Genomic DNA, 13,039 nt, shown 5'->3' with positions numbered 1-13,039 from the left:
CGCGAATGCGATCCGATGAGGAGCGCTCGGGCGGCCACGGCTGGGTGTGGTGGTAGCTCGTCTTGACGAGCCGACTCGGCGGGTTTTTCGGTCAGAAGGAGCCGGCTCGGCGGGTCAGGAGTCGGCGGGGGTCTCGCCGGTCACGACGAAGACGACCCGGTTGGCGACCGTGACGGCGTGGTCGGCGATGCGCTCGTAGTAGCGACCCAGGAGGGCCACGTCGACGGCGGGCTCGACACCGTGGGTCCAGTCCTGGCCCAGCAGCTCGGCGAAGGACTTGCGTCGCAGCTGGTCCATCTCGTCGTCGTCGGCGACGAGGTCCTGGGCGGCCGAGATGTCGCGGGTGCGGAGGATCTCGCACGTGCGCTCGACCATCTGCTGGGCGATCTCGGCCATCTTGGCGATGGTCGGCTGGGCCAGCTCGGGGACGGCCTTGTTCGGCGTACGCAGCCTGGCGATCTTGGCGACGTGGACGGAGAGATCGCCCATCCGCTCGAGGTCGGAGATCATCCGCAGCGCGGCGACGACGACGCGGAGGTCGCCGGCGACCGGTGACTGGAGACCGAGCAGCTCGAGGGCGTTCTCCTCGATGCGCTCGCGGGCGTCGTCGATCTCGACATCCTTGTCGATCACCTGCTCGGCGAGGTCGTTGCGGGCCTCGAGGAGAGCGATGGTGGCGTCGCGTACGGCCACCGACACCAGCTCACAGACATTGGTGAGATCGGTGAAGATGGCATCGAGGTCCTCATGGAAAGCAGCGCGCATGAGCCGATCCTAGACACACGACATGTACTGATCTTCATCCCGAGTGAACCGACGGTGAACGTTCGGCGCGGAGACGTCCAGTGGTGAAGAAAGGGTGTTTGATGGGCTTACCCTGATCGTGTGGACTCGACGACGCAGGCCTTTCTTGCTGCGCTCCTCGGCGCTGTCGTCGCCGGAGCGGCGGTGCTTGCGTGGGCGATGAGCGAGCGTTCCCGCAACCGGATCCCCGAGGTCGAGCCCCCGAAGGTTCCCTCCGAAGTGGCCGCGGTCCTCTCGGTCCTGCGCAGCAGCGCAGTCGTCGTCGACGAGCACGACACGGTGCTCAAGGCCAGCGCCCCGGCGTACGCCCTGGGCCTGGTGCGCGGCACCTCGCTGGTCTCGCCCGAGCTCTCCGAGCTCGTCCACGGTGTGCGCCGTGACGGTCAGATCCGAGAGACCGAGCTGGTGATCTCGCGCGCCAACGGCGCGACCCGGCACGTCACCGCCCGCGTCGCTCCCCTCGGCACGCGCCTGGCCCTCGCCCTGGTCGAGGACCGCACCCGCGAGCGCCGCGTGGAGGCCGTACGCCGCGACTTCGTCGCCAACGTCAGCCACGAGCTCAAGACGCCGGTCGGCGCGATAAGAGTCCTCGCCGACGCGGTCACCGAGGCCTCCGACGACCCCGAGGCCGTACGCCGCTTCTCCAACCGGATGATCACCGAGTCCGAGCGCCTGACCGCGCTCGTCCAGCAGATCATCGAGCTCTCCCGGCTCCAGGGCGACGAGCCCCTGGAAGCACCGATCGCAGTCGATGTCGACAAGGTCATCGCGGCCGCCGTCGACGCCTCGACGGTCGACGCCGACGCCAAGGGCATCAACGTGGTCAGCGCCGGCACCGCCGGGCTGCACGTCTTCGGCAACGACGAACAGGTCTCGACCGCGGTCACCAACCTGGTCTCCAACGCGGTCGCCTACTCCGACCCCGGCTCGACCGTGACCGTCTCGACCCGCGCGACCGACGGCTCCGTCGAGATCTCCGTCGTCGACCAGGGCATCGGGATCCCGTCCACGGAGATCGACCGGATCTTCGAGCGCTTCTACCGCGTCGACCCGGCCCGCCACCGCTCCACCGGCGGCACCGGGCTCGGCCTGTCGATCGTCAAGCACGTCGCCGCTACGCATGGTGGCGAGGTCAAGGTCTGGTCGCAGGAGGGTCAGGGTTCCACCTTCACCCTCACCCTGCCCCAGCACCTACCAACTGCCGGGCAGTCCGGCACAAGCAAGGAGGAACGCCCGTGACCCGGGTACTCGTCGTCGAAGATGAAGCCAGCTACAGCGAGGCACTGTCCTACATGCTCCGCAAGGAGGGCTTCGAGGTCGCCGTCGCCGAGGACGGCACCGACGCTCTGAAGGAGTTCGACCGCAACGGCGCAGACATCGTGCTGCTCGATCTGATGCTTCCCGGTCTCTCCGGCACCGAGGTGTGCCGGCAGATCCGGGCCACCTCGTCGGTCCCGGTCATCATGGTGACCGCCAAGGACGACGAGGTCGACAAGGTCGTCGGCCTCGAGCTCGGCGCCGACGACTACGTCACCAAGCCCTACTCCCCCCGCGAGCTCGTCGCCCGGATCCGCGCCGTCCTCCGGCGAGGCACCGAGCCCGACGCAGCCCCGGCGACGCTCGAGGCCGGGCCCGTCCGGATGGACGTGGAGCGCCACGTCGTGACCGTGGACGGCAACGAGCAGCGCCTGCCGCTCAAGGAGTTCGAGCTCCTGGAGATGTTCCTGCGCAACCCCGGACGCGTCCTCACCCGAGGCCAGCTCATCGACCGCGTCTGGGGCTCCGACTACGTCGGCGACACCAAGACCCTCGACGTCCACGTCAAGCGCCTGCGCGCCAAGCTCGAGCCGGACCCGTCCGAGCCGAAGTTCCTGGTCACCGTCCGCGGTCTGGGTTACAAGCTCGACCTCTGAGGTGCGGCATGCGCGACCGCTCACCGAGGCGATGTCCTGAGCCTGTCGAAGGGTAACTCGGTGAGCGGTCGCTTCCTTCGTGGAACTCCGCGAAGTCAGTGAGCCTCGACCGAGTCACCTCGGTGAGCATCCAACGTGCCGCGCGGCATCACCAGCGACATCAACGCGGCGGCGGCGCACAGCGCGCCGGCTGCGTACCAGACCAGGTCGTAGGAGCCGGTGACGTCGCGTACGACGCCGCCGACCCAGGCGACCAGGCCGGCCCCGACCTGGTGGGAGGCGAGGACCCAGCCGAAGACGATCGGGGCATCCTCGGGCCAGATCTCGCGGCACAGCGCGAGCGTGGGCGGCACGGTGGCGACCCAGTCGAGGCCGTAGAAGACGATGAAGAACACCATCGGCAGGTGCACCTCGGACGAGAGCAGCATCGGCAGGAAGATCAGCGAGATCCCGCGCAGCGAGTAGTAGACACCGAGCAGCACGACCGGGTTGAAGCGGTCGGTGAGCCAGCCGGAGAAGATCGTCCCGGCGACGTCGAAGATGCCGATCACGGCAAGCAGCGAGGCGGCCGCGACCGTGGCCATCCCGTGGTCGTGCGCGGCGGGCACGAAGTGGGTCCTGATCAGCCCGTTCGTGGTGATCCCGCAGATCGCGAAGGCGCCGGCGAGGAGCCAGAAGGCCTTCGTACGCATCGCCATCCCGAGCACGCGCACGGTCCGCAGCGCGGCGCCGGTCGCGGGCGCGGGGCGCGGCACGATCTTCGAGGCACCGTAGGGCGCCAGGCCGATGTCCGCCGGGTAATCGCGGAGCAGCAGCAACACGAACGGGATCACCGCGGCGGCGACCAGGGCGATCGTGACCGAGGCGGCCCGCCAGCCGAGCTCCCCGATCAGCACCGCGAGCACCGGCAGGAAGATCAGCTGTCCCGAGGCACCGCCGGCGGTCAGCAGACCGCTGACCAGGCCCTGCCGCTTGTCGAACCAGCGGGTGGTGATCGTCGCGCCGAAGGCGAGCGCCATGCAGCCGCTGCCTCCGCCGACGAGGACTCCCCAGCCGAGGACGAACTGCCACGACTGGCTCATCCAGACGGTGCCGAGGGAGCCGAGGGTGATCATGGTGAGCGCGACGGCGACCACCGGACGGATCCCGAAGCGGTCCATCAGGGCGGCGGCGAACGGCGCGGTCAGGCCGTAGAGCGCGAGCTGCAGCGTGATCCCGACGCCGATCGTGCCGCGCGACCAGCCGAACTCCTCGTGCAGCGGGCCGACCAGAAGGCCCGGCGCCGCGGTGAAAGCGGCGGCGCCGACGATGGTCACGAAGGCGATGGCGGCCACCCACCAGGCCGGGTGGATGCGGGGGCGGCGCGCGGCTGCGCTGCCGGCAGGCGGCGGGGTCGTCGTCTGGGTCATGGGGATGATCCTTCCGCGTTCGGACCGCTCCAGACAGTGGCCTGATTGACATCTATCGGTAAGATCCAGCCATGAGTGATGTTTGGGTGGCTTCTCCGCATCGAGTTGCGGTGCTGATCCAGGACGGGTTCATCCCGTTCGAGATCGGCATCCCGCACCGGATCTTCGGCAGGGCCCGCGACAGCGAGGACCGCCTGCTCTACGAGGTCGTCACCTGCACCACCGGCGGCCCCGGACCGGTGCAGTCCGACTCGGACGTCGTCCTCCTCGCGCCGCACGGACCCGAGGCGCTCGCCGAAGCGGACACCGTGGTGATCCCGAAGTTCGGCCTCGACTACCCGACGGTCTCGGACGGAGTGCTGTCGGCGCCGTTGAAGGAGGCGCTCGACCTGATCCGCCCCGGCACCCGGGTCATGTCGATCTGCACCGGCGCCTTCGCGCTCGCCGCCGCCGGTCTCCTCGATGGTCGTCCAGCGACCACCCACTGGTCATACACCGACGACTTCCGCGCCCTGTTTCCGCAGGTCAAGCTGGACCCTGACGTACTCTTCGTCGACGACGGCGACATCCTCACCTCCGCCGGCGTGGCCTCCGGCCTGGACCTCTGCCTGCATGTCGTACGCAGCGACCACGGCGCCGCGGTCGCCAACCGCGTCGCCCGCGTGACGGTCGTACCTCCCCACCGCGACGGCGGGCAGGCGCAGTTCATCCGGCACCACGCACCCGCCCCCGGCGACACCGGCATCTCCGCCGCGACCGCCTGGGCCCTCGCCCACCTCGACCAGCCCCTCACTCTGGAGGCGATGGCGACCCAGGTCTCGATGTCGGTACGCACCTTCACCAGGCGATTCCGCGACGAGACCGGCGACTCCCCCGGCCGCTGGCTGCAGCGCCAGCGCATCGAGCTCGCCCGCACCCTCCTGGAGACGACCGACCTCTCGATGGAGCAGGTCGCCGCCCGCTGCGGCCTCAACACCGCCCAGTCCCTCCGCCTCCACTTCCACGCCGCCCTCGGCATCACCCCCACCGCGTACCGCCGCACCTTCCGCGGCTGACCCCCAGCCGAATCCGCACTTTTGGCGGCCGAGTCTGTAGTTGTGCGCGACGAAAGTAGAGCTTCGTCGCCCACAACTACAGACTCGGCAGGGGCTAGTTGGCGGGATGTCGAACATCGATGGCTGATATCCGCTCGCGCTCCGGGACGCGGATCTTTACTCTTTTATCGTGACGACGACGATTAGCCCCGCACCCGCCGAGACCACGCCGATCTGGAAGCCACTGATCGCTTGTGGAATCACGCTGGTCCTGTGGGCATCGGCGTTCGTGGGGATCCGTCATCTGGGCGACACCGTGCCTCCGGGAAGCCTGTCGCTGGGCCGACTCGTGGTGATGGTCGCGGCGCTCGGCGCCTACCTCGCGCTGAAGGGCGGGTTCCGGCTGCCGACCCGGAAGGAGTGGCCGCTGATCGCGCTGGGCGGTGCGTCGTGGCTGGGCGTCTACAACCTGGCGCTCAACGAGTCCGAGCGTCGGATCGACGCGGCGACGGCGGCGCTGATCGTGCAGGTCGGCCCCATCGTGGTGGCGCTGCTGGCGGGCCTCGTGCTCAAGGAGACGATCCACCGGTGGATCCTGATCGGCACCGGTGTCGGCTTCGCAGGGGTCGTCGTCATCGGCCGCGCCTCGGCCAACGGTGACACCGGCGACTGGATCGGCGTCGCTCTCTCGGTCGTCGCGGCGCTCACCTTCGCGGTCGGCGTCCTGACCCAGAAGAAGCTGCTGCCGACGATGAGCGCGCTGCTGCTGACGTTCTGGTACGCCATCGCCGGCCTCGTCATCTGCCTGCCCTGGTCGTTCGAGCTGGCCACCACGCTCCCCGACATCAGCGTCGGTAACATCGGCTGGATCGTCTACCTCGGCCTCTTCCCGAGCGCCCTGGCCTTCGTGACCTGGGCTTACGCCCTGTCCCACTCCGATGCCGGCAAGTTCGCGCAGTCGACGTTCCTGGTGCCGTTCATCACCGCGCTGATGGCGTGGCTGGTGCTCGACGAGGTGCCGCCCGCGCTCGCCTTCATCGGTGGCGCGATGTGCATCGCGGGTGTGCTGATCACCCGGCGCCAGCCGCGCTAGTCCTTCGGGTCTTCGTCCCGCTCGAGCCAGCCCCGGAAGGCTTCGAGGTTGGCGGTCGACTCACCGCGCAGCTTGCGCCACTCCCACTCCTTGCGGATCGAGGAGGCGAAGCCGAGCTCGAGGATGGTGTTGAAGGACTCGTCCGCGTACGTCAGGACCGAGCCGAGCAGCCGGTCGAGCTCGTCGGGGTCGACCATCGCCAGCGGCAGCCGGCCGTCGAGGTAGATGTCGCCGAGCCGGTCCAGCCCGAACGAGACCCCGTAGAGCCGCAGGTTGCGCTCGAGCAGCCAGCGGTAGACGGTCTCGTGGTTCTCGTCGGGACGGCGGCAGACAAAGGCATGGACGCCGAGGGCGTGCTGCCCCAGGTCGAGCCGGACCGGCGTCTGCAGCTTGCGCTCGCCCGGGAGCGAGAACGAGAAGACCACCTCGCCGCCCGGCTGGGACGTCTCGTCCCAGGTCAGGTCGTTGGACTTCAGCCAGCCGCGTACGACCTCTTCGTGGTCGGTTCGCGAATCAGTCACGCCGTCAGCTCCTCACGCATCAGCATCTTGGCCTCTTCGTAGACCTCGAGCGTATTGCGTGCGGTGAGATCCCAGGAGAAGTCCTGGGCGTGTTCGCGGGCGCCGTCGGCCAGAGCTGACCAGCGCGAGTGGGAGGCGATGGCGTTGGTGAGCGCGTCGGCCCACTGCGCCGGGTCGTGCCCATCGACCAGGAGACCGCTGCGTCCATGATGCACGGCGGTGGTCAGACCGCCGACCGCGGCGGCGACGACGGGTGTTCCGCAGGCCTGGGCCTCGACGGCGACCAGGCCGAACGACTCGTTGTAGGAGGGAACGGCGACGACGGAGGCGGCGGAGTACCAGAGCGCGAGCTGGTCTTGGCGCACCGGCGGGACGAACCGGACGACATCGGATATCCCCAGCTCAGCGGCGAGATCGACCAGCACGGTCGGGTGCTCCAGACCGGAGCCGGAGGGACCGCCGACGATCGGGACGACGAGGTTGCGGCGCAGCGACGGGTCACGCGCGAGCATGACCGCGGCCGCCCGCAGGAGTACGTCGGGAGCCTTGAGCGGCTGGATGCGACCGGCGAAGAGGAGCACGTGAGCCCGGGCCGGGAGCCCGAGCGCGGCACGCGCCGCGGCTCGCCCGCGCGGACGGAAGACCCGCAGGTCGACCCCGGGATGCACGACGGCGACGCGACCCGGCTCCGCGTCGTACATGTTGATCAGCTGCTTGGCCTCGAGGTCGGTGTTGGCGATCAGCATGTCGGCGGCATCGACGACCTGCTCCTCCCCGATCACCCGGGCTTCGGGCTCGGGACAGTCGCCCTCGGCGAGCGCCTCGTTCTTGACCTTGGCCATCGTGTGCATCGAGTGGACCAGCGGCACGCCCCAACGGTCGCGGGAGAGCGCCCCGACCTGGCCCGAGAGCCAGTAGTGGGAGTGCACGGCGTCGAAGTAGCCCGGCGGGTTGGACGCCTCCGCGCGGAGCACCTCACGCGCGAACGTGCACAGCTGCCCGGGAAGGTCACCCTTCGCCAGTCCCTCGAACGGACCAGCGTGGACGTGATGGACAGCAACCCCGTCGTACGCCTCCACGACCTGCGGCAGGCGCGACGAGGTCGCGCGCGTGAAGATGTCGACCGCGATGCCCTGGGTGGCCAGCCGCCGGGAGAGCTCGAGCACGTAGACGTTCATGCCGCCGGCGTCGCCGGTGCCGGGCTGGTCGAGTGGAGAGGTGTGCAGACTGACCATCGCTACGCGGTGGATCATTCCTGCCCCTTTGTGTATACGCCTGTGGTCCCGTCTCTCAACACTCGGATCCCGCTCATCATTCCCGGCCGCATGAACCGGTTTGAACCGTCTTCGATCGTGGGACCCGGTGGGCAAAGTCGAGCGAGCGACGAGAGAATGGGGCCATGTCGTCCAAGAATGCTGTCGTCACCGGCGCCTCGAGCGGGATCGGCGCCGCCACCGCCCGCCAGCTCGCCAAGGAGGGCTACCACGTCTTCCTCGCCGCTCGCCGGGCCGATCGGATCGAGGCCCTGGCCGAGGAGATCGGTGGCACCGCGATCGCGACCGACGTCACCTCCGACGACTCCGTCGCCGCGCTCGTCGAGGCGGTCGGCGACCGTCTCGACCTGCTGGTCAACAACGCCGGCGGCGCCTTCGGCGTGGACAAGGTCGCCGAGGCCGACCTGACCAAGTGGCAGGCGATGTTCGAGGTCAACGTGATCGGCCTGACCCGCGTGACCAAGGCGCTGCTCCCCGCCCTGGTCGCCTCGGGGGCGGGCGCGGTCGTCAATGTCGGCTCGATCGCCGGCCGGCGCGCCTACGAGGGCGGCGCGGGCTACAACGCGGCCAAGTTCGGCACCCGCGCGGTCACCGAGGCGCTGCGCCTGGAGATCGTCGACAAGCCGGTGCGGATCATGGAGATCGCCCCGGGCATGGTCCAGACCGAGGAGTTCTCGCTCGTACGTCTCGGGGGCGACCAGGCGGCGGCCGACGCCGTCTACCAGGGCGTCGCTGACCCGCTCGTGGCCGAGGACATCGCCGACGCCATCGTCTGGATGGCGACCCGTCCGGCTCACGTCAACATCGACGAGCTGGTCATCAAGCCGCGCGCCCAGGCCGCCCCGCACAAGGTGCACCGCGAGGGCTGACCGCCGCGATCCGGCCTCTGACCTGGTCTAGTCCAGGTCAGAGCGACGCCGAGGATTCAGTACGCGACAGCCGACGGTGTCACACTCGATGACGTGCAGACGATCGGACTCATCGGCGGCATGAGCTGGGAAAGCACCGCCGCGTACTACGAGGGACTCAACAAGGGTGTCCAGGAGCGGCTGGGCGGTCTCCACTCCGCCAAGATCGTGCTGGCCTCCGTCGACCTGGCCGAGCTGACGGCACTGCAGGAGAAGGAGTCCTGGGACCAGGTCGCCGAGATCCTGATCGCCGCGGCGCGCAGCGTGGTGGCCGGCGGGGCCGACTTCATCCTGCTGTGCACCACCACCTTCCACAAGGTCTACGACGAGGTCGCGGCCGCGGTCGACGTACCCGTGCTGCACCTGGCCGACGAGCTCGCCTCGAAGGCCAAGGAGCTCGGCATCACCAAGGCCGGGTTCCTCGCCTCGCGCTACACCGTGGAGAACGACTTCTTCGCCCAGCGCATCTCCGACCACGGCGTCGACGTGAACCTGCCCGACACCCTCCACGTGGAGATGCTCGACTCGATCATCTACGAGGAGCTCGTCCACCGGAACGTCGTCTCGGGCTCGCGCAAGCGGGTCCTCGAGGTCGTCCACGAGCTGTGGGACGCGGGCTCCGACGGTGTGATCCTCGGCGCCTCCGAGCTCAGCCTCCTGGTGCGGCCCAGCGACGTCGACGTACCGATCCTCGACGCCATCACCGTGCACGTCGAGGCCGCGCTCGACCGCGCCCTCCCCTGAGGCCAGCCGTCTAAAGCCGGTCAGCTCTCGAGCAGCTCGTTGGCGACAGCGCGCAGCTCGGGGCTCATGTCGCCCTCGTGCACGACGACGGTCCGGCCGTCGACCTCGAACTCGTAGATGTAGCGGTCGGCACCCTTCGGCTTCGAAGGAGTGACGTCGCCTCCGACCAGGTCGCGCAGGGCGGCCGCGTGGGCGGCCGACGGCGAGAGCTCCGCGACCCCCTCCTTGGTACGTCCCAGGAAGCCGCCGCTGCGGCGTACCCTCACCACGGTCGGCACCTCGCCGTCGGGCGCGGGCATCCCGGACGCCGGGGCGACCCCGACCTCGGACCAAGCGGTGGTGACCGCCTCGGCCTGGTCACCGGCCTCGGCGATGGTGGCCGCGGCGAACCCGGCGAAGTCGGTGTCGGTGGTGACGGCGCCGCTGGTCAGCGCCGCGTACCAGATCTTGCCGGCGCCGTCCCACGAGCTGCCGCCGATCGCCTTGGCGGCGAGGGCGAAGGCGCGGTTGGGGATGCCGGAGTTGATGTGGACGCCGCCGTTGTCGTCGGTGCCGTCGTAGATGTCGTCCATGTGGGCCGGCTGCGGGTCCTTGCCCAGATTCGGGTCGTCGTAGGCGGTCCCGGGCTCGAGCATGTTCCGCAGCCCGACGCCCTGTACCGACTCGGTGAAGAGGCCCTCGCCGATGATCCAGTCGGCCTCGTCGGCGCTCTGGCCGAGAAGACGCTGCTTGAGGCAGGAGCCGAACACGTCCGACATCGACTCGTTGAGCGCGCCGGGCTGGCCCTGGTAGACGAGCCCGGCGGTGTGCTCGGTGACCGCGTGGGAGAGCTCGTGACCGATCACGTCGACGGCCTTGGTGAACCGCTGGAAGATCTCGCCGTCGCCGTCGCCGAAGACCAGCTGGGTGCCGTCCCAGAAGGCGTTGGCGTAGTCGCGGTCGTAGTGGACGGTCATCACGACCTCGATGCCCCGGCCGTCGTAGGAGTCGCGGCCGTAGACCTCCTCGAAGAGCGCCAGCGAGGCGGTGATGCCGGTCGCGGCCTCGTCGACGCTCTCGTCGCCCGACTCCGGGTCACCCGCGGCGCGGACCTTCTCTCCGGGCAGGTCGGTGCCGTTGTTCGCGGTGTAGACCGTCCAGTCCCCCGCCTCGGCGGTGGTCTCGCCCGCTTCAGGGGCCGGGCGCTGGGCGAGAACCCTGGTCAGGTGCTCCGCCCGAGCGGCACGAAATGCGTTGTCCTGGTCGAGGCGGCCGGCGTTGAGCCGCTGCATGAGATACGGGGGCACGATCTGGCAGACGTGTTTCCGAGAAGTCATGGGCCTCAGCCAACCGTCATCTCCGGATGCGGGTCAAGGAGGTCGCGGCGGATAAGATCAGACGTCCCGTCCCGCCCCAGAAATCGAGCCGCTTCGCACATGTCCGAGATCCTCAAGGCCAATCTCCGCAACGTCGCCATCGTTGCGCACGTCGACCACGGCAAGACCACGCTGGTCGACGCCATGCTGCGTCAGGCAGGCACCTTCACCGAGCACGAGGCCGAATCGGTCGCCGACCGAGTCATGGACTCCGGTGAGCTCGAGCGCGAGAAGGGCATCACCATCCTCGCGAAGAACACCGCCATCCACTACTCCGGGCCGAGCGCTCCCGAGGGGATGACGATCAACATCATCGACACCCCCGGCCACGCCGACTTCGGTGGTGAGGTCGAGCGCGGCCTGTCGATGGTCGACGGGATCGTGCTGCTGGTGGACGCCTCCGAGGGCCCGCTCCCCCAGACCCGGTTCGTGCTGCGCAAGGCGCTCAACGCCGACATGCCGGTCGTGCTGGTGGTCAACAAGGTCGACCGCCCCGACGCGCGCATCGAGGAGGTCGTCGACGAGACGTACGAGCTCTTCATGGACCTGCTCGACGACTCCCACAGCCAGGACGCGCTCGACTTCCCGGTGATCTACGCCTCGGGCAAGGCCGGCGTCGCGTCGCTCGAGCAGCCCGGCAACGGCGAGCTGCCCGACTCCAAGGATCTCGAGCCGCTGTTCCAGACGATCATGGACACCATCCCGGCTCCGACCTACGTCGAGGGTGCGCCTCTCCAGGCCCACGTCACCAACCTCGACGCGAGCCCGTTCCTCGGCCGCCTCGCGCTGGTCCGCATCCACCAGGGCACCCTGAAGAAGGGCCAGAACGTCGCCTGGATGCGACGCGACGGCGAGGTCAAGAACGTACGCATCACCGAGCTGCTCATCACCGAGGGCCTCGAGCGCAAGCCGGGCGAGATCGCCGGCCCCGGTGACATCGTCGCCATCGCCGGCATCCCGGAGATCACCATCGGTGAGACGCTCGCCGACCCGGAGAACCCGGTCGCGCTGCCGCTCATCCACGTCGACGAGCCCGCCATCTCGATGACGATCGGCACCAACACCTCGCCGCTGGTCGGCAAGGTGAAGGGTTCGAAGGTCACCGCGCGTCTGGTCAAGGACCGCCTTGACCAGGAGCTCATCGGCAACGTGTCGCTGAAGATCCTCAACACCGAGCGTCCCGACGCCTGGGAGGTCCAGGGCCGCGGTGAGCTGGCGCTGGCGATCCTGGTCGAGCAGATGCGCCGCGAGGGCTATGAGCTGACCGTCGGCAAGCCGCAGGTGGTCACCAAGGAGGTCGACGGCAAGATCCACGAGCCGTACGAGCGCCTGACCATCGACGCTCCGGAGGAGCACCTCGGCTCCATCACCGAGCTGCTCGCCAACCGCAAGGGCCGCATGGAGGGCATGACCAACCACGGCACCGGCTGGGTGCGCATGGAGTTCATCGTGCCGGCGCGTGGCCTGATCGGCTTCCGCACCGAGTTCCTCACCGAGACCCGCGGCACCGGCATCGCCCACCACATCTCCGAGGGCTACGACCGCTGGGCCGGTGAGATCCGCTCGCGCAACAACGGCTCGCTCGTCGCCGACCGCTCTGGTGCAGCCACGGCCTACGCGATGACCTCGCTGCAGGAGCGCGGCGTCATGTTCGTCGAGCCGGCCACCGAGGTCTACGAGGGCATGATCGTCGGCGAGAACTCCCGCGCCGACGACATGGACGTCAACATCACCAAGGAGAAGCAGCAGACCAACGTCCGCTCCGCCACCTCCGACAACTTCGAGAAGCTCATCCCGCCGAAGAAGCTCTCGCTCGAGCAGTGCCTGGAGTTCTGCCGCGAGGACGAGTGCGTCGAGGTCACCCCCGACATGGTCCGCATCCGCAAGGTCGTCCTCGACCAGAACGACCGGGGCAAGATCGCCTCGCGCGCCCGCAAGGCCAACAAGTCCTGACCGACTTCTGTGACGGCCGCCGACCCTCCTG

12 protein-coding genes are annotated in these 13,039 nt (G+C 69.0%); 7 read left to right on the top strand and 5 right to left on the bottom strand.

The window, feature by feature from the left end; genetic code table 11:
• Positions 1–114: 114 nt before the first annotated feature.
• Entirely contained in the window at positions 115–765 is a 651-nt protein-coding gene (gene phoU / locus AB0F44_RS25100; protein WP_357359377.1) for a phosphate signaling complex protein PhoU, read from the bottom strand.
• Positions 766–885: 120 nt separating this feature from the next.
• Here phoU and AB0F44_RS25095 point away from each other — a divergent pair, with 120 nt between their 5' ends.
• Together AB0F44_RS25095 and AB0F44_RS25090 are read left to right on the top strand one after the other, a co-directional pair.
• Positions 886–2,043 (top strand): ATP-binding protein, encoded by a 1,158-nt coding sequence (locus AB0F44_RS25095; protein ID WP_350660898.1) that lies wholly within the window; start codon positions 886–888, stop codon positions 2,041–2,043.
• The gene (locus AB0F44_RS25090; protein ID WP_008360778.1) at positions 2,040–2,717 is read left to right on the top strand and encodes a response regulator transcription factor; all 678 of its coding nucleotides are present in this window, start codon (positions 2,040–2,042) and stop codon (positions 2,715–2,717) included. Before AB0F44_RS25095 ends, AB0F44_RS25090 begins: the two co-directional genes overlap by 4 nt.
• A gap of 95 nt (positions 2,718–2,812) precedes the next feature.
• On the opposite strand, the gene AB0F44_RS25085 is transcribed toward AB0F44_RS25090, so the two are convergent.
• Entirely contained in the window at positions 2,813–4,126 is a 1,314-nt protein-coding gene (locus AB0F44_RS25085; protein WP_350660900.1) for an MFS transporter, read from the bottom strand.
• Between the two features lie 71 nt (positions 4,127–4,197).
• On the opposite strand from AB0F44_RS25085, the gene AB0F44_RS25080 reads away from it, so the two are divergent.
• Both AB0F44_RS25080 and AB0F44_RS25075 read left to right on the top strand, forming a co-directional pair.
• Entirely contained in the window at positions 4,198–5,181 is a 984-nt protein-coding gene (locus tag AB0F44_RS25080) for a helix-turn-helix domain-containing protein (RefSeq protein WP_357359376.1), read from the top strand.
• Positions 5,182–5,350: 169 nt separating this feature from the next.
• Entirely contained in the window at positions 5,351–6,253 is a 903-nt protein-coding gene (locus AB0F44_RS25075) for a DMT family transporter (protein ID WP_355224473.1), read from the top strand.
• Here the strand turns inward: AB0F44_RS25075 and AB0F44_RS25070 are convergent.
• A complete protein-coding gene (locus AB0F44_RS25070; RefSeq protein WP_357359375.1) occupies positions 6,250–6,774 on the bottom strand; it encodes a YbjN domain-containing protein in 525 nt (174 codons plus the stop codon). The two genes, AB0F44_RS25075 and AB0F44_RS25070, sit on opposite strands and share 4 nt — an antisense overlap.
• Positions 6,771–8,027 (bottom strand): D-inositol-3-phosphate glycosyltransferase, encoded by a 1,257-nt coding sequence (gene mshA, locus AB0F44_RS25065; RefSeq protein WP_357359374.1) that lies wholly within the window; start codon positions 8,025–8,027, stop codon positions 6,771–6,773. The genes AB0F44_RS25070 and mshA overlap by 4 nt, the downstream gene beginning before the upstream one ends.
• A 146-nt stretch (positions 8,028–8,173) precedes the next feature.
• Here mshA and AB0F44_RS25060 point away from each other — a divergent pair, with 146 nt between their 5' ends.
• Both AB0F44_RS25060 and AB0F44_RS25055 read left to right on the top strand, forming a co-directional pair.
• Positions 8,174–8,917, top strand: a complete 744-nt coding sequence (locus tag AB0F44_RS25060) for an SDR family NAD(P)-dependent oxidoreductase (RefSeq protein WP_357359373.1) — start codon at positions 8,174–8,176, stop codon at positions 8,915–8,917.
• A gap of 93 nt (positions 8,918–9,010) precedes the next feature.
• Positions 9,011–9,700, top strand: a complete 690-nt coding sequence (locus AB0F44_RS25055; RefSeq protein ID WP_357359372.1) for an amino acid racemase — start codon at positions 9,011–9,013, stop codon at positions 9,698–9,700.
• Between the two features lie 20 nt (positions 9,701–9,720).
• Here the strand turns inward: AB0F44_RS25055 and AB0F44_RS25050 are convergent, their stop codons facing one another.
• Complete coding sequence (locus AB0F44_RS25050; RefSeq protein ID WP_357359371.1) at positions 9,721–11,016, bottom strand: M4 family metallopeptidase; 1,296 nt, start codon at positions 11,014–11,016, stop codon at positions 9,721–9,723.
• Between the two features lie 99 nt (positions 11,017–11,115).
• Between AB0F44_RS25050 and typA the strand changes: the two genes are divergently transcribed.
• Positions 11,116–13,008, top strand: a complete 1,893-nt coding sequence (typA, locus tag AB0F44_RS25045) for a translational GTPase TypA (RefSeq protein ID WP_357359370.1) — start codon at positions 11,116–11,118, stop codon at positions 13,006–13,008.
• Positions 13,009–13,039 lie beyond the last annotated feature (31 nt).

It is taken from the genome of Nocardioides sp. NPDC023903, assembly GCF_040639295.1.
GTDB lineage: Bacteria > Actinomycetota > Actinomycetes > Propionibacteriales > Nocardioidaceae > Nocardioides.
This window is presented reverse-complemented; position numbering and strand designations above follow the sequence as displayed.